This is a genomic window from Streptomyces sp. 3211.6 (assembly GCF_003634815.1).
GTDB lineage: Bacteria > Actinomycetota > Actinomycetes > Streptomycetales > Streptomycetaceae > Streptomyces > Streptomyces katrae_A.
The window spans coordinates 343,297-365,608 of the sequence record NZ_RBXC01000001.1; the positions used below are offsets into that span (position 1 = coordinate 343,297).

The following is a 22,312-nucleotide window of genomic DNA, read 5'->3' on the forward strand; positions in this document are numbered from 1 at the left end:
TTCGGGGGAACGCACGTCAGAGTGGAGGGCGGGGCCCGGGTGGGCCGAACAGGGGACGCGGGCGTTGTAGGGGGTGTCGTCGTTCCTGTGCCGAAAGGAAACTTCTGTGCCCCCTCTGGCCTTACCCGCCGCCGAGACCCTCCTGAAGCGGACCCTCGGCGAGCGCCGCATCGGGCTCGTGGCCTGGCGGCTGCTCGTGCTGCAGATCGCCCATCCCGTCGTCGCCGCGGGCATGGACCGGTACTCGACCTACCGCGCCCACCCCTGGCGGCGGATCGAGCACACCATGGAGAGCGGCAGCCGGCTGTTCTTCGCCGGGCCCGAGGAGCGGCATCTGGAGGTGGCCCGCCTCCAGCGGACGCACCGGCGCATCCGGGGGACGGACGCGGCCGGCCGGACGTACAGCGCGGAGGACCCCGAGGTCCGCGGCTGGGTGATGGTGACGCTGTACGAGTCCATGACGGCCATGCGCGAGCTGTCCGGGGATCCCCTGTCGCCCGCCGAACTCGACGTGCTGTACGCGGAGTTCCTGGACGTGTGTGCCGCCCTCGGGATTCCCCGGGAGGTGCTTCCGGCGAGCGCCGCCGAGGTCCCGGCGTACGTCGAACGTACCGTGCGGGAGGTCCTGGAGAACGGCCCCGAGGTGCGGCACATGCTCCACGGGGTGCTCCGTGAGGCCCCCGTCCCGCGTCGGCTGGGGCGGCTGGCACCCGCCTGGCCCCTGTTGCGCGTGGTGATCGCCCGGGCCGTGGCCGCCCTCACGGTCAGCGATCTGCCGCCGGCCTGGCACGAGAGGTTCGGGACCTCGCGCGGGCCCGCCGGCGCCGCGCTGTCCTGGACGCTGCACCACGGGCTGCGCCACGCCATGCACCTGGCCCCCGACCGGGTGCGCTACCGCCGCCGGTCGGTGAGTGGCGCCCCCGCGCCCGTGCGCGTCGCGGTGCCGCGGGCCCGGAGCGGCGGGGACGCGCGGCCGGCCCGGCTGCGGGCGTTCTTCCGCCAGGTGCTGGACCAGACCGGCAACGGCCGGGTCGACTCCGCGGACCTCCAGGCCATGGTGCACACCCTGTGCTGGCGGCTCGAACTGCCCGCCGAGCGGGAGGACGAGGTGTACGCCGCGTTCGAGGACTGGTGGCGGCAGCTCCGGGAGGCGGCCGACTCCGACGGTGACGGGGGCGTGGACTGCGGGGAGTTCGTCTCCGCGATGCTGGCCGGGGTGGACCGGGACCCGGCGTACCTGGAGGAGGGCCTCGTGCCGGCGGTGCGGGCGCTGTTCCGGGCCGCCGACGCCGACGGCAGCGGCTGCCTGGGGGCGGACGAGTACCGGCTGCTGTTCGGGGGGCCGCGGGTGCACCCGGCCGAACTCAACGAGGGCTTCCGGGAACTGGACGCCGACGGGGACGGCCGGGTCGAGGAGGCGGAGTTCGTGGCCGCGTTCTGCGCGTTCTTCACCGCCCGGACCGACAGCACCGCCGGGACGGGACTGCTCGGCCGGGCCTGAAGCCCGGGGGCGGCTCCGTGCCCCGGTGGTGACGGAGCCGCCACCGGTGGGCCTTGCCTGCATGGCCCTCGCCGCCGTGGCCCCGGCACGTTCCCTCCGTGGGTACTGCTTCCACGGGGGGCGGCCGGCGCCGTCGGCGCGGGTCAGCCCCGGGGCGCGGGCAGGGCGTAGCGCACGCAGCCGTCGTCGGTGGAACCGGTCCGCTCGAAGCCCGCCCGGGCGACCACGCCGTGGGACGGGGCGTTGTCCGCGTCGACGGAGGCGTGCAGCGTGGTCAGGCCGGGCTGTCCGAAGGCCCAGCCGGCGAGGGCGCGCAGCGCCTCGGTGACGTAGCCGTTGCCGCGGGCCGACGGCACGAGGTCGTAGCCGATCTCGGCGTTCCCGTCGGCGTCGGGGGCACCGTGGAAGCCGATGCCGCCGATCGCGCGCCGGTCGTCCTTCCGGACGATGACGTACGGGCCCCACCCCGGCCGGTACGTCCCCTGCTCCCTGGCCTGGCCCACCATCCCGGAGGCGACCCGGGTGCCCTCGCCGGGGCCGTCGGCCGCCCAGGCGAAGCCGCCCGTGCCGCCCGCGTGGAGATCGGCGGCGACCTGCGGGGAGACGTCGCAGAGGACGACACGCTCCGCTTCGACGGGGTCGGAGTACCAGCGCCAGACGGTGCGGCGGGGCAGGTCGCCGAGAGCGGCCCGGCCGGTCACCCACAGCAGGACCTGCCACGGGGTGCCGGCGGTGCGCGGCGCCTGCGGGAAGAGCCGGTCGAGGACCTGCTCGCACAGGCCGGAATCGGGCTCCCAGTCGTGCGTGCCCAGGGCGCCCAGGATGTCGTGGGTGTGCAGCAGGGTCTCCACGACGCCCATGGCGGCGAAGCCGTCCCCGCCGGCCATCCCGTACGGGTGCCAGGCGCGGTCCCCGGGGCGGGCCACGGCCACGGCGGCGGACAGCAGGCCTCCCGTGGCCTCGATGATCTCGATCAGCCCCTCGGGGGTGGTGCCCGGGTCCGCGCTGATCTCGAACGGGACGTACGCGCCGGCCGCGCGCCCGGTGAGCTGGGCCGCGTACGCGGCGAAGTCGCTGCCTATGTGGACGGCGGTGTCGTAACAGCTCCATTCCAGCCCGGCGGCGGGGGCGGACCAGTCGAGATGGGCCACCTTCCGGAGTGCCTCCGCGGTGAGGGATACGGACCGGTCGACTGCGTGGGGGGTCATGATCGTCATGGCTGGACCCTAGGGTCACCGCCTGCGCCGGAGCCACTGGATATCCGCGCGACGTCGGCCGGCCTGTTCCGCCGGGGCCGGCGGATCCGGGATTTCCCCGACCTCACGCCCACGGAGCCGCCGTGTCGGTCCGCTGTCGGAGCCGTCGGTCCGCTGTCGGCGGCTCGTCGGCGGCCCGTCGGCGGCGCACGACACCTTTACGGGAGACGGCCGGCCCCTCCAGCAGGGGCCCCTCTCCCAAGGAGTCATCGTGCACACACCCGTCACGGTCATCGGCGCCGGACTCGGCGGCCTCGCCCTCGCCCGCGTCCTGTACCTCCACGGCATCCCCGTCACGGTCTTCGAGGCCGAGCCCTCCGCGTCCGCGCGCCCCCAGGGCGGACTGCTCGACATCCACGACTACAACGGGCAGCTCGCCCTGGAGGCCGCCGGTCTCATGGACGAGTTCCACGCCATCGTCCTCGAAGGCCACCAGGCGATGCGGGTCCTCGACCCGGAAGGCACCGTCCTGCTCGACCAGCCCGACGACGGCACCGGCGGGCGGCCCGAGGTGCAGCGCGGGGCGTTGCGGCAGGTCCTGCTCGACTCCCTCCCGGCCGGCACCGTCCGGTGGGGGTCCAAGGTCCACGAGGCCCGCTCCCTCGGCGGGGGCCGCCACGAGGTGGCGTTCGCCGACGGCCACCGCCTCGTCACCGGCCTGCTGGTCGGCGCCGACGGCGCGTGGTCGCGGATACGGCCGCTGCTCACCCCTGCCGCACCCCGTTACACCGGCACCTCGGTCGTCGAGACCTACCTCTTCGACGCGGACACCCGCCACCCCGCCGCCGCGAAGGCGGTCGGCGGCGGGTCGATGATCGTCCCCGAGCGGGACGGCAGGGAGATCTTCGCGCACCGGGAGAGCGGGGGAACCCTGCACGCCTACGTGGGGCTGACGGAGCCGCAGGAGTGGTTCGCCGCCGTCGACTTCACCGATGCCGCCGGTGCGACCGCCCGGATCGCGCGGGAGTTCGCCGGGTGGGCGCCCGAACTCACGGCGCTCATCACCGACAGTGACACCGCGCCGCTCCTGCGCCCCCTCCACGCGCTGCCGGCCGGGCTGCGCTGGGACCGGGTGCCCGGGGTGACCCTGCTCGGCGATGCCGCGCACCTCTCGGCCCCGAACGGCGAGGGCGCCAACCTCGCGCTGCTCGACGGCGCCGAACTCGGCCGAGCCCTCGCCGCGCACCCAGACGACACCGAGGCCGCGCTCACCGCGTACGAGCAGGCCATGTTCCACCGGAGCAGCGAGGCCGCCACCTCCTGGGACGCCGCCGGCCACGACCCGGTGCTCGCGCTGATCCACGCCGCCACCGAGAAGCGCGCGTGAAACGGGCCGCGGCGGGCCGGGAGCGGGAGGTTCCCGTTCCCGGCGCGGCCGTGACACGATCCGGCGAGCGGGACCACGTGCCTCAGCGCCGTACGGTGACGCAGGGCTGGCCCGGCTGCAAGCTGCCGCCCTCGTAGAAGTAGCCGCAGATCCGGACGCCGTCGGCGAACGTCCACTGGACCGTCACGTTCACGTAGGCCCGGCCGTAGACGCAGCCGTTGTGGTAGCTCCCCCAGTAATAGGTGTCGGGCTTGCCGGGGTACTTGGCGACCAGGGCGGCCCGGTAGTTGCAGATGCCGTCGGGCTTGGTGCGCACGACGTTGCCCTTGTTGACGCGCAGGCCCGATCCGTCCACGTTGACGCAGACGTAGCCGGGGCCGGTGGAGGCGGTGCAGCCGCCCGCCGAGGCCGCCGCCTGGGGCGCCGTGGCGAGCGAGAGGGCGAGGGCCGCGGTGGCGCCGGCCGCGGCCGCGAGGAGTCGGCTGCCGGTGTGGCGGGCGCAGCGGTGTCCGGTGGCGGACTTGTCCATGACTGGCTCCCCTGCTGGTCGGAGGGGGCACAGTCGAACACGGGCCCGGGGGGCGCGGGAAGGCGTGCGGTCCGGGCGCGCCGAGGCCGCACGCGCGCCCCTGCCCGTCGCCCGCGGCGGGCTCAGTGGAGGCAGAGGCAGAACGGATGGCCCGCAGGGTCCGCGTACACGCGCCAGTTGGCGTCCGGGCGCAGCTGGTCGGTCCGTTCCAGCACGGTCGCGCCCAGGGCGAGCGCCCGGCTCTCTTCCCCTTCGAGGTCGTCGACGTCGAAGTCGAGGTGCAGTTGCTGCGGGCGCTCCTGGCCGGGCCACGCGGGCGGCCGGTAGCCGTCCACGCGCTGGCAGGCCAGGGGCGTGCCCTCGAACCCGTGCACCTCGAACCAGTCCGGATCGTCCGGGTCGGCGACCACCCGGCCGCCGAGCAGCGCCGCGTAGAACTCCGCCAGGCGTACCGGATCGGCACAGTCCAGCGCGACCGCCTGCAGCTTTCGAATCACCTACGACACCCCGTTCCTGGGTCACGGCCATCATGCCCCGTACGGAATCAGCCGTACCCGCGGCCACGACCGGCATGCGTCGCGGCGGGCGGACGCATGCGGCCGTCCGGGCGAAACCCGGGCGGGAGGACCACGTCCCGTCGAGATCCGTGTGCACGCCCGGGCGGACGGCGCCGCGTGGAGCGGCTGGTCCCCCGCGGTCGACGAGGTCGGCCAGGCCCTGGCGCAGGGCCGGCACGAACTCGGTGGACAGGCTCGTCAGGACGGGGTTGGCGGCCGCCGCCACGACGGCCGCGTGCAGGGCGATGTCCGCGTCGACGAACTCCGCCGTGTTCCCGGCGGCGGCCCTCGGCGGCCTTCCAGGGCCGCGCGGATGAGGGCCTCTCGGCGTCGGTCCACGCCGTCCTCGCGGCCGTCAACCGCGCCCGGCGGTCCGGCGCGGGCGCGTAGCGCCCGGCCGGGTGTCCCGGGCGGCCGGTGTCAGCGGTCCGCGCTGCCGTGCGGGCCGCCGAAGGCCTCGGCCAGGAGGGCGGCCGTCCGGGCCACCAGTGCGTTGTCGGCGTCCGCGTCCTGCGCGGGCTTGGTCGTCAGTACCGCGAGGACCAGGGGGGCACCGGCCGGGCGCCAGGCGATGCCGACGTCGTTGTTGGTGCCGTGGGAGCCGCCGCCCGTCTTGTCGCCCAGTCGCCACCCGGCGGGCAGCCCCTTGCGGAACCGCTCGCTGCTGGTGGTGTTCGCGCACAGCCACCGCGTCAGCAGCTCGCGGTCCGGGCGGGCGAGCGCGTCGCCCAGGACCAGCCGGGCGTAGGTGCGGCCGATGGCCCGGGGGGTGGTGGTGTCGGTGACGCGCTCCGGTTCGGCGCTGTTCAGTTCGGGCTCCCACCGGTCCAGGCGCGTCACCCGGTCGCCGAGGGAGCGGGCGAAGCGGGTGACGGCGGACGGGCCGCCGAGTTCGCGCAGCAGCAGGTTGGCCGCCGTGTTGTCGCTGTAGGTGATGCTCACCTCGCACAGCTCGCCGATCGTCAGGCCGTTGGCGAGGTTCTCCGGCCGCTTGGTCCACTCGGAGATTCCGGACCGCTCCACGTCGTCCAGGGTGTAGTGGATGCGGCGGGCGAGGACCGAGCCGTCGTGGTCGAGGTCGCGCAGGACCGCCGCGGCGGCGAGGGTCTTGAACAGCGAGCACATGGGGAAGAGCTCGTCCGCCCGGTGCGTGACGGCCCGTCCGGTGCCGGTGTCCAGGGCGTACACCCCGAGCCGGGCACCGTGCTCGCGTTCGAGCCGCTTCAGGGCCTCGGCCACCCGGGACCCGGCCGGCAGGGGTATCGGTACCGGGGCCGCGGAGGCGGGGGCGGCGCCGGCGAGGACGGCTCCGGCTCCGGCGGCGAGGGCGGTGAGCACGGTACGGCGGGCAGGGCGCATGGGCAGGGACCTCTTCCTTCGGGAAACCTTGTCGATCATGACGCACCGGGCGCATGCGGTGGTTCCGTCCCGGTTGCACCGGGTTCGGCCCCGTCGTCGTCCGGCGGCAGGGTCCAGAAGCGGTCCAGGGTGGCGAGCACGAGCCGGCACACCGTCTCCGGGTCGGCGCTGGCGAGGGGTTCGCGGGCGGCGACCGTCCGCATCAGGCCAATGCCCAGCAGCCAGGCCATGGCCAGATCGGCGCGCAGGGCGCCGTCCTGACCGGGGGCGAGGCCGGCGAGCACCTTCTGGTACTCCCCGCCCAGCTCGCGCAGCGTCCCCGTCGCCTCGTCCCCCCGGCCGACGGACCGCAGGTACACCTCCAGGGAGCGGTCGGCTCCCGGGGCGCTGCGCGTGAGCATCGAACGCAGGGCGGTCTCGAAGAGGTCCTCCGGCGCGGTCGCGTGCAGTTGCTCCAGGCTCCCCCGGGCCACGACCTCGGTCAGCAGGCCGTGTTTGGACCCGAAGTAGCGGAAGAGGAGCGCCTGGTTGGCGCCGGCCCGCTCGGCTATCGCCCTGACCGTGGTGCGCTCGTAGCCGCGCTCGGCGAACAGCTCGCCGGCGGCTTCGAGCAGCCGCAGCCGGGTGGCGGCGGCGTTGCGGGGGCGCTCCGCGGGCTGCGCTCGGGGGGATTCGTCCACGCTGTCGGTCCTCTCGGAAGGTCCGTCAGGATAACGGCCACAAAGCGTCGTTGACCGGCCGGATGGCCGGTCCTAGGTTGTAAGCAGCTGCTTACACCTCAGGGAGGCCGAAGTGACGACCAGTGGCACCACCCCCGTCGCCTATCCCTTCAACACCGCCGAGGGACTGCTGCTCGCCGAGGAGTACGAGCGCGTCCGCGACCGGCCCGGCCTGTTACGCGTGCAGATGCCGTACGGGGAGACCGCGTGGCTGGTCACCCGCTACGCGGACGCCCGCCTCGTGCTCGGGGACGCGCGGTTCAGCCGGGCGGCGGCGGCCGCGCACGACGAGCCCCGGCAGGCCGAGGGCCGTACCGACAGCGGCATCCTGGGCATGGACCCGCCCGACCACACCCGGCTGCGGTCCCTGGTGGCCAAGGCCTTCACCGTCCGGCAGGTCGAGAAGCTGCGCCCCCAGGTGCGCGCGCTGACCGCGGGCCTGCTCGACGAGCTCGAGGCGGCGGGCCCGCCGGCCGACCTCGTCGACCGGTTCGCACTGCCCGTCCCGGTGGCCGTGATCTGCCGTCTGCTGGGCGTACCGGTCGGGGACCGGCCGCGGTTCCGGGTGTGGAGCGACGCGGCGCTGTCGACCAGCTCCCTCACGGCCGAGGAGTTCGAGGCCAACCAGGAGGAGCTGCGCACCTATATGGCGGGGCTGATCGAGCTGCACCGCCGGGACCCGCAGGACGACCTGATGACGGCGCTCATCGAGGCCCGGGACGCGGACGGCGACCGTCTCTCCGAACTGGAGCTGGTCGACCTGTGCGTGGCGGTCCTGGTGGCCGGGCACGAGACCACGGCCTCCCAGATCCCCAACTTCGTGCTCACCCTCCTCGACCACCCGGACCAGCTCGCGCTGCTGCGCCGCGACCCCGGCCTGATCGCCCAGGCGGTGGAGGAGCTGCTGCGGTTCGTCCCCCTGGGCAGCGGGGCGGGCCAGGCCCGCTACGCCACCGAGGACGTCGAGGTCGGCGGCACCCTGGTCAGGGCCGGGGAGCCACTGCTCGTCGCGACCGGCGCGGCCAACCGTGACGCGCTGCGCTTCACCGCCCCCGGGGTCCTCGACATCCGCCGCCCGGCCAACCAGCACCTCGGCTTCGGCCACGGGGTGCACCACTGCCTGGGTGCTCCGCTGGCCCGCATGGAACTCCAGGAGGCCCTGGGGGCGCTGCTGGTGCGCTTCCCCGGGCTGAAGCTCATGGGGGACGTCACGTGGAAGACCGAGATGCTGGTGCGCGGGCCGCGCGTCATGCCGATCGGGTGGTGAACGACGTGACGTGGACCGTACACGTCGACGCCGGGCTGTGCCTGGGGTCGGGCATCTGCGCGGGGACGGCGCCCGAGGTGTTCGCGCTGGAGGACGACCGCGCCCGGCCGCGCGCGGAGCGGGTCGCCGCGCAGGAGCGGGTCCTGGAGGCCGCCGACATGTGCCCGGCGCAGGCCATCACGGTGCACGACGGCACGGCCGTGATCGCCCCCAGGCCCGGCTGACCCTGCGCCGGTCGGGGAGCGATCACTGCGTCGCCGGGGCGGGATGGACGGCCACCGCGTCGCCGGTACGGACGGTCCCCGGCTCCAGCACCTCCAGGTACACGCCGACGCAGGACAGCCGGCCCAGGTCGAGCACCGGCACGCGGTGCTCGCGGGCCACGGCACGCATGATGCCCGCGTCGGGCGGCAGTTCGCCGTGGCCCAGGTTGGGGACCACGCAGCGCGGCGTGGGCACGACGACCCGGAACAGGGCCGGGCCGATCCGGAGCGTGCCGCCCTGCCAGGAGTCCTCGGGGAACCCCGGCCCGCCCGGGAGGTCGACCACCAGGTTGGGCCGGAAGCGCAGGGCGTCGAAGTCCCCCGCCGGGTGGGTCCGCCGGAGGCTGCGCAGGCTGTTGGTGGTGACGAGGTGGACCCGGCCGAAGTCGAAGAAGGTTCCGGCGGCGACCCGTCCCGCGGTGATCGTTTCCCCGGTCGGGTCCACGGACGCACGCGGCCGCAGGACTTCGGGGAGCCCGCCCTCGTAGTCGGGCACCGCGCGTTCGAGCAGCCCTTGTTCCGGCGGCTGGCCCGACAGGGTCACCCGGCGGCCCAGCAGGGACGACAGCCGTGCGTCCAGCTCCGCGTCCCCGGCCGGCAGCACCGCGCCGCCGGGCAGCTCCACCCGGGCCACTCCCGGACCGGCCGACGTGCTCCGGCAGCCCAGCAGGGCGCCCCACTTGCGCGGGTGCTTCGCACTGGCGACCGCGCCGGCCTCGTCCAGCACGGCGAACGTCCGGTCGCCGGCCATCCCTTCCTCCGTGATCCGGGCGCTGGCCAGCGCCTCGCCGAGCATGGACTTGACCGGATACCGGCGCAACGCCGCCACAGTTCCCATGGACATGGACCGATTATCCGATCACTCCCGGCCGTCTCGGCAAGATCGGCGGGGTCGGCCGCCCGGCCCGCTCCGGGGTGCCACCCGTTCCGGGGTGCCACCCGTTCCGGGGCCGGGCGCCTCGGCCGGAACGTCGCCCGGTGACCTGCTCAGACCCCGGTGCGGGTCACCGGGATCCACAGCTGCGCATCGGAATGCGTCGGCTCGTCCCGGTTCTGGCGGGTGCGGAGGAGCTCCGGGCCCGGACGGTACTCGTACGGGTTGGAGGGGATCCACTGTGCGGCCACGTCGGCCCACATCTGCTGCAGTGCCTGCGGGAACGGCCCGCTGTTGTCGAACACGGCCCAGGTGCCCGCCGGGCAGTCCAGGACGTCGAGGTCCTCGGGCAGCGCTTCGGGAGCCGCGGCGGTGACCACGCAGTGGTAGTAGTCGAGTTCGCTGCCTTCCTCGAAGCCGTCCGACAGGCGCACCGTCGCCGAGACCACGCCCTCCGGGTCCTGGTCCGAGAGGCCGGCGATCCGCAGCATCGTCTGCGCCGGGATGCTCTGGATGTGCTCGGCGATGTGCGGGTTGACGCCCCGGTAGATCAGCGGGACGCGGGCCTTCTTGCCGACGACCCGAAATGCTTCCTTCTCCACGATGCGGTATCGCATGGTGCTGTTCCCTTCGATGGTGAGGCGGAAGGACAGCCGGGGCTGTGAGCTGAGAGCGGCGCCGGTACGCCTGGCCTCGCCGGGCCCGACGCCGTGCACGGCACGGAACGCCCGGGCGAAGGCCTCGCCTGAGGTGTAGCCGTAGCGGACCGCGATCTCCAGCAGGGTCGGCTCCCCCGCCAGGACCTCGGCCCCCGCGACGGTGAGCCGCCGGCGCCGGACGTACTCCGACAGCGGCATCCCCGCCAGTGACGAGAACAGCCGCCGGAAGTGGTACTCCGACGTGACCGTGATCCGGGCCAGTTCCGACACCTCGATGCGCTGGTCGAGATGCGCCTCGATGTACTCCATGGCCTGGTTCAACCGCTCCAGCAAACCCCGGCCTCCTTCCCTTTCGATCACCACGTTAGGAAGACCCAAGCCTGCCGCACCCGACAACCTGTGCCCGCTCCGGTCGGGTCCTGCCCGCTCCGCCGCTCCTGCGGGGTCCGGGCTGCCGGTCCCGGTCGGCTACCCTGCCGTAGCCGCGCGGCCGGGGAGGCCGTGGGGGGAGGGAGACATGGAGCACGATCTGGCCGCCCGGCCTGCCGAGGGACAGCTGTGTCCCGACTGCGGGCACACGCTCGTGGCCACCGACGAGCGGTTCCCCCGCTGGTGCGCGGACTGCGACTGGAACGTGGACCCCGCTCCCCCGGACTCGGAGCCCGGGCGGCTCGCCGCGGTCCGGCGCCGCCTGGCACGGCGGCACGGCGAGGAGCTCGCGGCCGCCATGACCGGCGGAGGGGCGGAGCGGCCGCGGCGCGACGCCGCCGCGCTGCTCGCCCTCGGGCTCGCCCTGCTGGTGCACGGGGTCACGCTGGTCCTGGCGGTGGCCGGGATGCTGCTGGTCGTGCTCGGGTGGGCGACCGTGGTCCAGCCGATCGCCGGGGCGGTGCTGCTCGTGGTGGCGTTCGTCCTCCGGCCCCGGATGCACCGGATCCCGCAGGACGGGCCCGTGCTGTACCGGGCCGACGCGCCCCGGCTGTTCGAGCTGATCGACGACGTGGCCGCCGTCACCGGCACCACGGGAGTGCACGCCGTGGTGGTCGGCGGCGACGTCAACGCCTCGGTGACGGCCTGCGGATGGCGCCGGCGCCGCGTGCTGTTCCTGGGGCTCGGGCTGTGGGAGGTCCTCGCACCGCCGGAACGGGTCGCCCTGCTGGGCCACGAGCTCGGCCACTTCGCAGGCGGCGACGTCCGGCACGGGCTGCTCACCCACCAGGCGCTGCGCTCCCTGGACCTGTGGTTGGACACGCTGGCCCCCAGCCGCGCGCACACCGTATGGGACACGCTGTTCAACATCCTGGCGTTCCTGCCCCGCTGCGCGGTGTACGGGCTGCTGGTACTGCTCGATCACCTGACACTGCGCGCTGCCCAGCGCGCGGAGTACGAGGCCGACCTGAACGCGGCACGGGCGGGTTCGACCGGCGGCGCGGTGGCGCTGATGGAACGGCTCCTCGTCGCCGGCTCCGTCCACACGCTGCTGCGCCGGGAGTCGGTGGCCGCCCAGATGACGGGCGGGGCGGCCGGGCGCAAGGCGCGGGAGGCGGCCGAGCGGGGGCTGTGGGAGCGGGTCGCCGCACACGTGTCGTCCATCCCGGCCCACGAGTACGAGCGGCTGCTCCGGGCGTCCGCACGGCGCGGGCACGGCGTGGACGACACCCACCCGCCCACCCACCTGCGCCTGCAGTGCCTGGCCCGGAGCGAGCCCCGGCCGGCCCGGGTCGACTTCGGTGAGGAACGGTCCACGGCGGTCGCCGCGGAGCTCGCCCCGGCCCGTGCGACGGTGGCCCGGCAGGTCGTCAGCACGGTGCGGTAGCGCGGCGGGTGCCTGACTCCTCGCCGTCCGCAGGCACCGCGCGCGCACGCAGGACCATGAGCGTGCCCTCCAGCTGCGCCACCATGGCGAAGGGGAACCGGTCGGCCTCCAGGCAGAGGGCCACGTCATCGCGATGGACCCCTCGGAACCCCTGCCGCACGCCCTCCGCCAGATCGGCGGCGGCGCGCGCCCCGGCGGCGCGCCGCAGGAACTCGTCCGCGGGCACATCGACCCCCGCGGCCCGCCCGGCGATGTACTGAGCGCACGCCAGATCCTCATCGGCCCGGCCGTCGTCGCCCGTGACCACGAACGTGACGCTCGGGCTCCCGCATCCCCGCAGGACCTGAGCCGTCGCCTCCGCGACCACGAATCCGGCGCACAGGATAAGCGGCGCGTCCATGACCGCGAGGGCGCCGACGGTCCCTGCGGCGGTCTTCTGCACGACGGTACGTCCGCCGAGGTCCGTTGACCGGAGGAAGCCGGGCGAGTTGACCGCGTCGAATCCCGGTGCGGGCGCGCCTCCGCCTGCGCCGGGCGCCGGGTGCAGAACCGCAGGGCCACTTCCCCCGGCCCGCCGGGCCCGCTAGATTGAACGCGTTCAGTTGAATGCGTTCAAATCAATAGGGGGAGATCATGGACGTCGGCGAGAGCCAGGCCGTCGCGGTGACCGCCGCTCACAGGCTCCAGCAGGCCTTGGCCGTGGCCGCGGCGGTCATCGCCGCGCCCGTCACGGTCTGGGGGGTCTCGTCCGGGATCGGCGGCCTGTTCGTGGTGACCTGCCTCGTCGCGGCGCTCCCCCTGCCGGCACTCCGAGCGCCCCAGCACTTCGTCGTCACCTGCGTGGCCGCGGGGCTCGGACTGCTCGCGTGGGGGGTGCTGGCCGTCATGTTCGGGATGTTCGTGTACTGGCCCTCGGCGCTGGTGCTCCTGTGCGCCGCGCTCGCGGACCCGCGCCAACGCCCCGTCACCGCCAAGGTGACCGGCGGCCTGGGGGCGGCGATCGCCGCGGCCGCCCTCGCCGGCTACGCCGCCTTCGCCTGGCACTTCTACATCGCTCCCGCACTGGCCGAGCCCCACACCTACCGCGCCGTCACCGAGCGCGGGAACTACCGGAACCTGGGGGACATCGAGCAGCGCCTGGCGCCGCTCGGAGCGACCGGCGTGACGGGCACGGAATCCGACGAGGGCTCCTACCTCGACGTCCGCTTCCCGGAGCACCTCTCGGCACCGGAGCGGGAGCAGCTGAGGGCGTGGATCGCCCGGCTGCCCGGCATCACCGGGGTCGGCCTCTGCCCGGTGTCCACGTGCGGCTGAGGAACCGCGCCCGCGGGTGGCGTCCGGCCGTTCTCGCACCGGTGGGGGGCGGGCCTGACCACATCCTGCGGGTTCGGCAGCGAACCACTCGGCGGAGATCGCGCCGGGGCAACCGGTAGGCCATCCCGGGCCGGTCGCGGGCCCACCGGGCTGCGGACCGAAGAATCTGCCGCCGGCGGCAGCCAGGTCCCCGTAGCCTCCGGTCATGGCCGGCCGGAGCGGGCGGTGCGGGTCCTGGTCTGACGGGGAGGAACGCTTTACCTGTTACTGGATGGCATGTTCCGGTCAACACTGCGAGGCTGCGTAGCGCCGTCCCCCGAACCGGGGCCCGGCGCGTCTCACCCACGGCGCCCGCGCGAGCGGGCCGCCCCCCGCGGTCGTCCGCCGGCTCACCCGGCCGGGGCGGGGCGACCACCGAGCCGGCCGGGATCCCGGCCGCCGAGAAGGAGTTGAGTGTGAGAGCCACCCCCCACAAGGCCTTCGCCGCCACCGTGAGCACCGTCGCCGCGCTGGCCGCGGCCGCGCTGCTCCCCGCCGCGCCGGCCGCCGCCGCGCCGGCGCGCGACACCGCGTCACAGGCCGCCGCCGTGCACGCCGGCCCCGCGTCCCGGGCCGACGCCTGCACCCCGGCCCAGGTGGTCGCCAACGGCGGCTTCGAGAGCGGCACTTCGCCCTGGAGCCAGTCACAGACCGGGCTGATCACCAACCGCACGGGGCAGAGCGCCCACTCCGGAGGCTACTTCGCCTGGCTGAACGGTGTCGGCACGACGCACACCGACACCCTCTCCCAGAGCGTCACCGTCCCGGCGGGATGCAGCACCGCCACCCTGACCTTCTGGCTGCACGTCGACACCGCCGAGCGGACCACGTCGGTCAAGTACGACACCCTGACCGCGAAGATCGGCAGCACGACGCTCGCGACGTACTCGAACCTCGACAAGAACACCGGGTACGTACAGAAGTCCTTCGACGTCTCCGCCTTCGCCGGGCAGACCGTGACGGTCGCGTTCGCCGGCTCGGAGGACTCCAGCCTCCAGACCAGCTTCGTCGTCGACGACGTGGCCCTCGACACCTCCGGCGGCACGGTCCCGCCGACGGACTCCACCCGGACCCCGGCCGCTCCCTCGTACACCGTGAACCTCAGCAGCGACACGAGCGGCTTCGTGTGGACCGGCCATGAGACCGCCTCGTTCACCAACGCCTCCGCCACCCCGCTGAGCGAGGTGTACCTGAGGCTCTGGGACAACTACCACGGCACCTGCCAGGCCATGCCGATCGCCGTCGGCAATGTCACGGGCGGCACCGCCGGCGCGCTCTCGGTCGCCTGCACCGCCCTGAAGATCGACCTGCCGGCCCCGCTCACCCAGGGCCAGAGCGCCACGATCGGCTTCGACCTGTCGATCACCGTGCCCAGCGGCGCGGACCGGTTCGGCCACGACGGGGCGTTCAGCAACATCGGAAACGCCCTGCCGGTGCTCGCGGTCCGGGACGGCGCGGGCTGGCACCTGGACCCGTACACCAACAACGGCGAGTCCTTCTACTCCCTGGCCTCCGACTTCAACGTGACGCTCGACCACCCGAGCAGCCTGCTGGTACCGGCCACCGGCACCTCGGCCGACACCCCCGGCACGAGCGGACGTACGGTCACCAAGGCGACCGCCTCCAAGGTGCGCGACTTCGCCTGGGGCGCCGGACCGTTCAGCAAGATCTCGGGGACCTCGGCCGCGGGCACGCCGATCAACATCTACTCCGTGTCCGGGATCAGCGCGAGCGACGCCCAGTCGATGCTGAGCACCGCGAAAAGCGCCGTCGACGCGCACGCCGCGCGGTTCGGCGCGTACCCGTACGGCGAGCTGGACGCGGTCATCGACAACAACTACTGGTTCGGGGGCATGGAGTACCCCGGCTTCGTCCTCGACCTGGTGAGCACCACGGCGCTGACCCACGAGATCGGGCACCAGTGGTTCTACGGCATCGTCGGTGACGACGAGTACGCGAGCCCCTGGCTGGACGAGGCGTTCACCGACTACGCCACCGACCTGGCGCAGGGCAAGACGGGCACGAGCTGCTGGAACAGCGTCTCGTGGGCGTCCTCGGCCGAGAAGATCACCAACTCGATGGCCTACTGGGACGCGCACTCGTCGCGGTACTCGACCGTCGTGTACGGCTACGGCAAGTGCGCCCTGCACGACCTGCGGCGCCAGCTCGGCGACAGCGTGATGGCCAAGCTGCTGAAGGACTACGCCGCCTCGCACTGGTACGGCGTCTCCACTACGGCCGAGTTCAAGGCGGCCGCCCAGGCGGTGTCGCCCACAGACCTGACCTCGTTCTGGACCCAGCACCGCATCGAGGGCTGACACCGACGGGCACGGTCCCGCCCGGGGGCAGGCCCCCCGGGCGGGACCGGTGCCGGTCCGGCGGTCAGGGCCTGAGGCGTCAGGCCCGCCCGGCCCGCTCGGCGGCCCGGCTGCGGAGCAGTTTCTTGTCCGGCTTTCCCGCGTCGGTCAGGGGGAGCTCGTCGACGAAGACGATGCTCGCGGGCTCGTACATGGCGCCCTTGCGCTCGCGCACCACGGCGCGCAGCTCCTCCTCCCCGACGTCGCCGCCCGGCGTGCGGACGACGACGGCGTGGACCCGTTCCATGCGGTGGGCGTCGGGGACGCCGAGGACCGCGCTCTGCAGGACCTGCGGATGGGAGTTCAGCACGTCCTCCAGTTCCACCGTGTACACGTGGCCGCCCACCACCACGATCATGTCCTTGAGCCGGTCCACGATGGTGACGTAGCCGTCCCCGTCGACGAACCCGATGTCGCCGGTGTGCAGCCAGCCGTCGCGCAGCACCTCCGCGGTGAGTCCGGGCTGCTTCCAGTAGCCCTTCATCACGTGCGGGGAGCGGACGCAGATCTCTCCGTGCTCGCCGGCCGGCAGGTGGCGTCCTTCGGGGTCGCGGACGGCGACCTCGACGCCTTCCATGATCTTCCCGGCGGTCCGCAGCAGCTCCGGGCGCCGGGGATCGTGGTCCTGGGGGGAGAGCATGCTGATGCCGCCCGCTTCGTTCTGGCCGTAGAACTGGTTCAGCACGGGGCCGAAGCGGCGGACGGCCGCCGCGAGGCGGGCCGGGGAGGAGGCGCAGCCGCCGTAGGTGAGCATGCGCAGGCTGGAGGTGTCGGTGCGGTCGACCTCGGGGTGGTCCATCAGCTGGTAGAGGAGCGGCGGCAGCAGGAAGGTGTGGGTGATGCGCTCGCGCTCGACGGCCGCCAGCACGGCGCCGGGCTCGAACCCGTCCAGCAGGACCACGGCGCCGCCGCGGTGCAGCGTGCTGTCCGCCATGAAGCCCGCCGCATGCGCGAGGGTGGTGCACACCAGGGTCCTGACCTGCCCTTCCTCGGACCAGTCGGGGCCGATCGACACCCACTGCCCGAAGGTGGTGCAGATGGCCTTGGGGTGGCCGGTGGTGCCGCCGGTGTGGCGGATCGTGCAGATGTCCTCGGGGAGCGCGGCGCCCTGCAAGGCGTCGGCGGACTCCGCGGCGGCGAGCGCCAGCAGGTCGACGCCGAGGCCGGAGCCGAGGCCGGCACCCTCGCCCCCGCCGAGGAGCAGTACCCGCTCCAGCGGCACCCGCCGCGCCAGGTCGGCGGCGCGCTCGGCGTAGGCGGGGTCGACTATGAGGGCCCGGGTCTCGACGTCCCGGAGGATGTCGGCGTGCACTTCGGCCGAAAGACCGGCGTAGAGGTGGTTGACCGCACAGCCGAGCAGTCCGGCCGCGTAGCGGGCCGCGATCGTCTCGGGGAGGTTGCCGGCGAGGAGGGTGACCGTCTGGCCCCGCTCCACCCCTTGGGACCGCAGGGCACGGGCCATGGCGTGGACGAGGCCGCGCAGTTCACCGGCGGTCAGGCGCCGGTCGTGGTGTACGAGGGCCTCGCGGTCCGGTTCCTTCTCCAGGGCGTCGAGGATCTCCTCGACGTGGCTGTGGAAGCGTCCGGTGGTGTCGTCCATACCCATCCCTATTGGTTGACTTGAGCAACTAGCGGGAGGTTAACGGCCGATGATCCACAAGCCCAAGCCGGACGCCGACATCCAGCCACGTCCGCCGGGCGGTTACGACGACGGGCGCGCCGTCGTCGGCGAGGGGGGTCAGGGCTGCGGTGCCTGGCGGCGGAACACGGGGAGGGCGACCGCGATCTTCACCCCGGTGGAGATCGTCAGGGCCTGGAGGAAGGGCATGCCCATGAGCCACAAGGCCACCATCATGACCGTCAGGACCAGGAACGCGGGCAGCAGGTGGGTCCGCGTGATCACCGTCTTGAGGTGGCCGGCCCGGCTCCGCCGCCGCTCGGGCGTCCCCGGCGGGGGCGCGGTCAGGCCCTGCTCCTCGGCTCGCGACATCGGCGGCTGCCCTTCCCTCGCGCTCGGCCCCGGCAACGAGCCTCGTGCGGGCTCCGGCGGCCTGCCACCGCTGCCGCCCGCCCGCGCCGCCATCCGGGGTACGGGTTCACCTTGCCGGGCAGGTGGGCCGGTTGCGCCGCGGCGGTCGGCGGGGGTGCGTACCCGCAGGTGCTCTGGCGGGCCGGGGGCGAACCATGATTTATGCTTCTGAGCGGCCACGGGGCGGTGGCCGCCGCCGATGCGGCAACTGCGGAACGGTCGGTCCGGCCGGTCGAGGGGGCGACCCGCGTCGCGGCCTTGGTCCGGACGGGGACCACAAAGCTGATCATGTAGATCCTGGGGAATCGAGTGGCCGCCGACAGGCGTCTCGGTGGTGTGGGGCGCCCAGCCCGCCCGCCCCGCGAAAAGAAGATCCCCAGGGAGAAGTGAGGTATGCCAGTGATCTGCGTCGGAGGCATGATCGGGATCGGCAAGACGACCGTTGCCGAACTGATCGCCAAGGAGCTGGGCAGCGAGGTCTTCTACGAGAGCGTGGAAGACAACCCGATCCTGCCGCTCTTCTACACGGCGAGCCCCGAGGAGATCCAGGCGAAGCGGTACCCCTTCCTGCTCCAGCTCTACTTCCTCCAGACGCGGTTCGCCGCGATCAAGGAGGCGTACAAGCAGGGCGACAACGTCCTCGACCGCTCCATCTACGAGGACTGGTACTTCGCCAAGGTCAATCACGACCTGGGCCGGATCAGCTCCCTCGAAATGCAGGTGTACGAGGGGCTGCTCGACGAGATGATGCGCGAGATCGAGGGCCTGCCGTACCGCAAGGCGCCGGACCTGATGGTCTACCTCAAGGCGGACTTCGAGACGGTGCTGCACCGCATCGGGCTGCGGGGCCGTGATTTCGAGCAGGACGAGAGCCTCGTGGAGTACTACCGGACGCTGTGGTCGGGGTACGACGACTGGGTGCACAAGCACTACTCGGCCAGCCGGGTCCTGGTGATCGACATGAACCACACGGACGTGGTGAACAACCCGGAGGACGCGGCCCGCGTGGCACAGGAGGTCAAGGACGCCCTGGCAACGGGCGAGCGCCCGCTCTAGGGGCGGTCCGGGCCTCCGGCTCGTGACCGGAGGATTCGGGTACTCCATCGCCCCGGCCCGGTGGGGTCAGGGCGTGTGGTCGCGGGCGCGTTCGTAGCGTTCGTAGACCACCTGGGAGCCGAAGGTCCTGGTTTCGAGCAGGTTCAGCCGGATGTCCTCGGGGACCGGCGGCAGGAAGGGCGTGCCGCCGCCGACGACGACCGGGTAGCGGAACACGCGCAGTTCGTCGACGAGGCCCAGTCCGATCGCCGCCGCGGCCAGGCCGGCGCCACCGATCCCGACGTCCTTGCCGGTGGCTTCGCGCGCCGCCGCGGCCTCCTCGGCCACCGGCCGCCGGGCCAGCCGGGCGTTGCCCCGGACGGTGTCGAGCGTGCGGCTGAAGACGGTCTTCGGGAGGGCGCACCAGACGTCGGCGAACGCGGACCTGAGGTCGTCCTCGCGCAGCGACGGGTCCGTCTCCCAGGGGAGCATGCACTCGTAGAGCCTGCGGCCGCACAGGAAGGCGCCGAGTTCGCTCGTCTGCTCGAGGTGGGCACGGAACTGCTCGTCGTCGGGGACCGACCACTCGAACCCGCCCTCGCGGTCGGTGATGAACCCGTCCACCGAAACGCCCATGGAGTAGACCAGCACGGCGCCACCACCTTCGCGGGGGGAGTGCGGCGGTGCCCCGGCCGCAGGGCGAGGCAATCACGAAGCCGGCCGCCGGCGCCACCCGGACACACCGAAAGGCCCGGCCGGGAAGTCCCGCCGGGCGTTCGATGTGGCCGGCCTGCGCGCCTGTGCGGCGGCTTAGTACCAGTGGTTGGCCTGCCAGAAGTTCCAGGCGCCGACGGGGCTGCCGTAGCGCTCGTTCATGTAGTCCAGGCCCCACTTGATCTGGGTGGCGGGGTTGGTCTTCCAGTCCGAGCCGGCGGAGGACATCTTCGACGCGGGGAGGGCCTGGACCAGGCCGTAGGCGCCGGAGGAGGAGTTCGTGGCGGTGTAGTCCCAGCCGCTCTCGTGGGTGACGATCTTGTCGAAGGCCGCGAACTGCGCCGGGTCCTTGATCATCTGCTGGGCGATCGCCTTGGCGCTCGTCGGGGCGGCCTGCGCGGGGACGGTGGCGAGCATCGAGCCCGCGACGCCCAGGGCGAGGACGGTACCGGCGAGGGTCTTCTTCGAAGCGGCGATGCGGCGGATGACGGCGTTGGACACGGAGGAACCTTCCGACGGGAACAGGGGCGGTCGCGGCGCATGCCGGAGCATGCGTGAGCCACTCACACGGGGGAGAGGGGTTCGACCGGGCGGGGGGCGCTGCGCCCCGGCCGCCGTGGCGACAACACCAGTTAGCCAGGCCCCCGCCGCCCTGGCAACGCCCCCCTGCTACTAACGCCCTTCGGGGGCGGGGCGGAAGGTCCCGGCCCGGCCGTGAGGGTGTTCCCGCTGGTGAGGAGCGGGGCGGGGGGCCGGGGCGGGGGCTACTAGGCGGGGCCGGATGTGACGTGGGTCCTGTGGGCCGCCTCACCGCCCAGCGGCCCGGATGTCACGTTATGTGTCCGCTCGTACCCTGTCGGGTGCGTGGCCCGGGCCACTTCCGGCCGGTGAATCGAAGGAAACGGGCGCGTCGAACGCAGCTTTCCGGCCCTACGGCTCGCGCGACGGCCGTGGCAGGCCGGTGGTCACGCGGCTCCACAGGGAGCGCGTGGCGCCGAATCCGCTCTCGTGCGTCCAGACATGGGCGCAGCCGGGGCACTGGAGGTGGAGGAGGCTGCCCTTGTTGGAGAGCAGGTAGCGCCAGTGCCGGGAGCAGGTCCGGCGCTCCGCGCACGGCTCGCAGTCCCGGGTGTCCTCACAGCCTGGGCAGGGGACCCACGCCCGGCGGCCGATGTCGGCCTGCGGGTCAAGCGGCAGCACGGCCGCCCCCGCGCACGGGCAGGACTCCGGCCGCCACCAGGTCGTCGTAGAGGCGCTGCTGCTGCGCGTCGAGGCCGGAGTAGAGCAGGTCGTACGCCTCCTCCTCCCCTCTCAGCACCTCCAGCGGGTCCCAGTCGGGGCCGAGCGCGGCCATCACCTGGGCGCGCCGGAGGATCTCCTGCGAGGTGAGGTCGACGGAGAAGTCGGCCGGTTCTTCGGGCGGTGTGACGTGGTGCGAGGACATGAGGCCGAACTTAGGTAAGCCTTCCTTCCCGGTCAAGGGAGGGTGCGCGGAGTCACATCAGGCCACCGGAGGGCGGCGTCAGGGTGCCGGCGGGCGCGGGGTCCGCGGCCCGGCGGGCCGACGCCCAGGGGGTTCGCGCAGGCGTTCCGCATCGGCGGCACCGGTCGGATGCAGCCGAATCGTTTCGACAGCTCAGGGCGGTATCGCGGGGCCGGATCCCGGGGAGCCTGAGGGGGACCGACGGCTCCGGATACCTCGCCCCGGGCGGCCGCGCGCCGCTCCGCGGCAGGGCACGCGCCGCCCGGCGCGGCCGCCCGGCCCCTCCCCCGCAGCCCACCGCCCGCCGCTCCGCCCGCGCCACGACACGGCCGGGACCGCTGTCCGCGACACCCTCACGCCTGGAGGCACCCCCCATGAGCACACCCCAGTGGAGGCAGCTCACCGACCACCTCATGAGCGTTCCCGAGCAGGTCTACGAAGGCTGGAACAGCCGGGACGGCTGGGACAACTACACGCGCTGGGGCGAGGAGTTCGGCGAGAACGGCGTCGCCTGGTGCGTGATCTTCGACTGGTGCATGTACCACGACACCGGCCTCGACGCGATCGTGCCGAAGGTCGACAACGTGAGCGCCTTCGCCGCGTGGGCCAGGGCACGCGGCCAGTGGTCCGAGTACCCCTCCGTCGGCGCCTGGGTCGACTTCGGCGACGGCGCCCACACCGAGATCGTCACCGGCTTCGACGCCGACACCGTGTACACCAAGGGCGGCAACAGCATCCAGGCCGGATCCGAGGACCACGGCCAGGGCAACGGCGTCTGGTCGCACTCCAACCCGCGCCGCAGCAGCTACGTCACCGGCTACTTCGCCCCCCGCTACCCCGACGGGCAGTGCCCGCCCACCGCCGACCCCGGCGACCCCCGCGGCGGGCCCGCGGTCACGGCCTGGCGGTGGTCACCGCCCGCGGGCGCCTTCGAGCCGTTCCCCGGGGCCGGGTTCTTCACCGCCGGCCGGTGCAGCCCGGTCGTCGCCGCCCTGCACGGCCGGCTCGTGGCCGTCGGGTGCGACCGCTACGAGAGCTCGGCGGACGCCGACGTCTGGGGTCCCGGCGACGTCCGCTCCTACCGGGCCTGGCAGCACACGCTCGGCTACACCGGCTCCGCCGCCGACGGGATCCCCGGTCCCACGTCCTGGGCCAGGCTCCAGGTGCCCCGCGTCGAGGACTGACGGTGGGGGCGGACGGCCCGCAGACCGCAC

General features: G+C 73.6%; 22 protein-coding genes and 1 pseudogene. 9 read left to right on the forward strand and 14 right to left on the reverse strand.

Annotation, left to right across the window (positions count from 1 at the left end; all coding sequences use genetic code 11):
• Positions 1-106 precede the first annotated feature (106 nt).
• Positions 107-1,501, forward strand: a complete 1,395-nt coding sequence (locus tag BX286_RS01790; RefSeq protein WP_121014391.1) for an oxygenase MpaB family protein — start codon at positions 107-109, stop codon at positions 1,499-1,501.
• Positions 1,502-1,644: 143 nt separating this feature from the next.
• On the opposite strand, the gene BX286_RS01795 is transcribed toward BX286_RS01790, so the two are convergent.
• Positions 1,645-2,718, reverse strand: coding sequence for a GNAT family N-acetyltransferase (locus BX286_RS01795; RefSeq protein WP_079431246.1), 1,074 nt, complete (start codon positions 2,716-2,718; stop codon positions 1,645-1,647).
• 250 nt (positions 2,719-2,968) lie between these two features.
• On the opposite strand from BX286_RS01795, the gene BX286_RS01805 reads away from it, so the two are divergent.
• Entirely contained in the window at positions 2,969-4,084 is a 1,116-nt protein-coding gene (locus BX286_RS01805; RefSeq protein ID WP_121014392.1) for an NAD(P)/FAD-dependent oxidoreductase, read from the forward strand.
• Between the two features lie 82 nt (positions 4,085-4,166).
• Here the strand turns inward: BX286_RS01805 and BX286_RS36335 are convergent, their stop codons facing one another.
• From BX286_RS36335 to BX286_RS01825, 4 genes are all read right to left on the reverse strand, one after another.
• Entirely contained in the window at positions 4,167-4,613 is a 447-nt protein-coding gene (locus BX286_RS36335) for a hypothetical protein (RefSeq protein WP_187344061.1), read from the reverse strand.
• Between the two features lie 122 nt (positions 4,614-4,735).
• A complete protein-coding gene (locus BX286_RS01810) occupies positions 4,736-5,110 on the reverse strand; it encodes a VOC family protein (protein WP_079431244.1) in 375 nt (124 codons plus the stop codon).
• 480 nt (positions 5,111-5,590) lie between these two features.
• Positions 5,591-6,529 (reverse strand): class A beta-lactamase, encoded by a 939-nt coding sequence (gene bla, locus BX286_RS01820; protein ID WP_237293218.1) that lies wholly within the window; start codon positions 6,527-6,529, stop codon positions 5,591-5,593.
• A 35-nt stretch (positions 6,530-6,564) separates the two neighbouring features.
• Positions 6,565-7,209, reverse strand: coding sequence for a TetR/AcrR family transcriptional regulator (locus tag BX286_RS01825; RefSeq protein WP_100862127.1), 645 nt, complete (start codon positions 7,207-7,209; stop codon positions 6,565-6,567).
• Positions 7,210-7,321: 112 nt separating this feature from the next.
• Here BX286_RS01825 and BX286_RS01830 point away from each other — a divergent pair, with 112 nt between their 5' ends.
• Both BX286_RS01830 and BX286_RS01835 read left to right on the forward strand, forming a co-directional pair.
• A complete protein-coding gene (locus tag BX286_RS01830; RefSeq protein ID WP_121014393.1) occupies positions 7,322-8,515 on the forward strand; it encodes a cytochrome P450 in 1,194 nt (397 codons plus the stop codon).
• 5 nt (positions 8,516-8,520) lie between these two features.
• On the forward strand, positions 8,521-8,739 hold the full coding sequence (locus BX286_RS01835) for a ferredoxin (protein ID WP_261993301.1): 219 nt from the start codon (positions 8,521-8,523) through the stop codon (positions 8,737-8,739).
• Between the two features lie 22 nt (positions 8,740-8,761).
• Here BX286_RS01835 and BX286_RS01840 read toward each other — a convergent pair whose 3' ends face one another.
• Complete coding sequence (locus BX286_RS01840) at positions 8,762-9,622, reverse strand: MOSC domain-containing protein (protein ID WP_261993302.1); 861 nt, start codon at positions 9,620-9,622, stop codon at positions 8,762-8,764.
• 143 nt (positions 9,623-9,765) lie between these two features.
• Positions 9,766-10,644, reverse strand: a complete 879-nt coding sequence (locus tag BX286_RS01845; protein ID WP_121014394.1) for an AraC family transcriptional regulator — start codon at positions 10,642-10,644, stop codon at positions 9,766-9,768.
• Between the two features lie 184 nt (positions 10,645-10,828).
• Here BX286_RS01845 and BX286_RS01850 point away from each other — a divergent pair, with 184 nt between their 5' ends.
• Complete coding sequence (locus tag BX286_RS01850; protein ID WP_121014395.1) at positions 10,829-12,127, forward strand: M48 family metallopeptidase; 1,299 nt, start codon at positions 10,829-10,831, stop codon at positions 12,125-12,127.
• Here BX286_RS01850 and BX286_RS01855 read toward each other — a convergent pair.
• Positions 12,111-12,647 (reverse strand): annotated as a pseudogene (locus BX286_RS01855) (2-phosphosulfolactate phosphatase); the annotation flags it as partial. The gene BX286_RS01850 and the pseudogene BX286_RS01855 overlap by 17 nt on opposite strands.
• A gap of 113 nt (positions 12,648-12,760) precedes the next feature.
• Between BX286_RS01855 and BX286_RS01860 the strand changes: the two are divergent.
• Both BX286_RS01860 and BX286_RS01865 read left to right on the forward strand, forming a co-directional pair.
• Entirely contained in the window at positions 12,761-13,441 is a 681-nt protein-coding gene (locus BX286_RS01860; RefSeq protein ID WP_121014397.1) for a hypothetical protein, read from the forward strand.
• Between the two features lie 455 nt (positions 13,442-13,896).
• Entirely contained in the window at positions 13,897-15,798 is a 1,902-nt protein-coding gene (locus BX286_RS01865) for a M1 family aminopeptidase (protein ID WP_121014398.1), read from the forward strand.
• Positions 15,799-15,877: 79 nt separating this feature from the next.
• Here BX286_RS01865 and BX286_RS01870 read toward each other — a convergent pair whose 3' ends face one another.
• A complete protein-coding gene (locus BX286_RS01870; protein WP_398898075.1) occupies positions 15,878-17,437 on the reverse strand; it encodes an AMP-binding protein in 1,560 nt (519 codons plus the stop codon).
• A gap of 138 nt (positions 17,438-17,575) precedes the next feature.
• Positions 17,576-17,827: a hypothetical protein gene (locus BX286_RS01875; RefSeq protein ID WP_100862135.1), complete on the reverse strand. Its 252-nt coding sequence runs from the start codon at positions 17,825-17,827 to the stop codon at positions 17,576-17,578.
• 432 nt (positions 17,828-18,259) lie between these two features.
• Here BX286_RS01875 and BX286_RS01880 point away from each other — a divergent pair, with 432 nt between their 5' ends.
• Positions 18,260-18,922, forward strand: a complete 663-nt coding sequence (locus tag BX286_RS01880) for a deoxynucleoside kinase (RefSeq protein ID WP_079431233.1) — start codon at positions 18,260-18,262, stop codon at positions 18,920-18,922.
• 66 nt (positions 18,923-18,988) lie between these two features.
• Here the strand turns inward: BX286_RS01880 and BX286_RS01885 are convergent, their stop codons facing one another.
• The 4 genes from BX286_RS01885 to BX286_RS01900 all read right to left on the reverse strand — a co-directional run bounded on the left by BX286_RS01885 (position 18,989) and on the right by BX286_RS01900 (position 21,059).
• Positions 18,989-19,552, reverse strand: a complete 564-nt coding sequence (locus BX286_RS01885; protein WP_079431232.1) for a dihydrofolate reductase family protein — start codon at positions 19,550-19,552, stop codon at positions 18,989-18,991.
• 159 nt (positions 19,553-19,711) lie between these two features.
• Positions 19,712-20,116 carry a transglycosylase SLT domain-containing protein gene (locus BX286_RS01890; protein ID WP_237292811.1) on the reverse strand — a complete coding sequence of 135 codons (405 nt, stop codon included), beginning with the start codon at positions 20,114-20,116 and terminating at the stop codon, positions 19,712-19,714.
• A gap of 429 nt (positions 20,117-20,545) precedes the next feature.
• A complete protein-coding gene (locus BX286_RS01895; RefSeq protein ID WP_079431230.1) occupies positions 20,546-20,815 on the reverse strand; it encodes a hypothetical protein in 270 nt (89 codons plus the stop codon).
• Entirely contained in the window at positions 20,802-21,059 is a 258-nt protein-coding gene (locus BX286_RS01900; protein WP_079431229.1) for a DUF6400 family protein, read from the reverse strand. Before BX286_RS01900 ends, BX286_RS01895 begins: the two co-directional genes overlap by 14 nt.
• Before the next feature lie 413 nt (positions 21,060-21,472).
• Between BX286_RS01900 and BX286_RS36340 the strand changes: the two genes are divergently transcribed.
• The gene (locus BX286_RS36340) at positions 21,473-22,282 is read left to right on the forward strand and encodes a peptidoglycan-binding protein (protein WP_261993303.1); all 810 of its coding nucleotides are present in this window, start codon (positions 21,473-21,475) and stop codon (positions 22,280-22,282) included.
• The last annotated feature ends 30 nt before the right edge of the window (positions 22,283-22,312 follow it).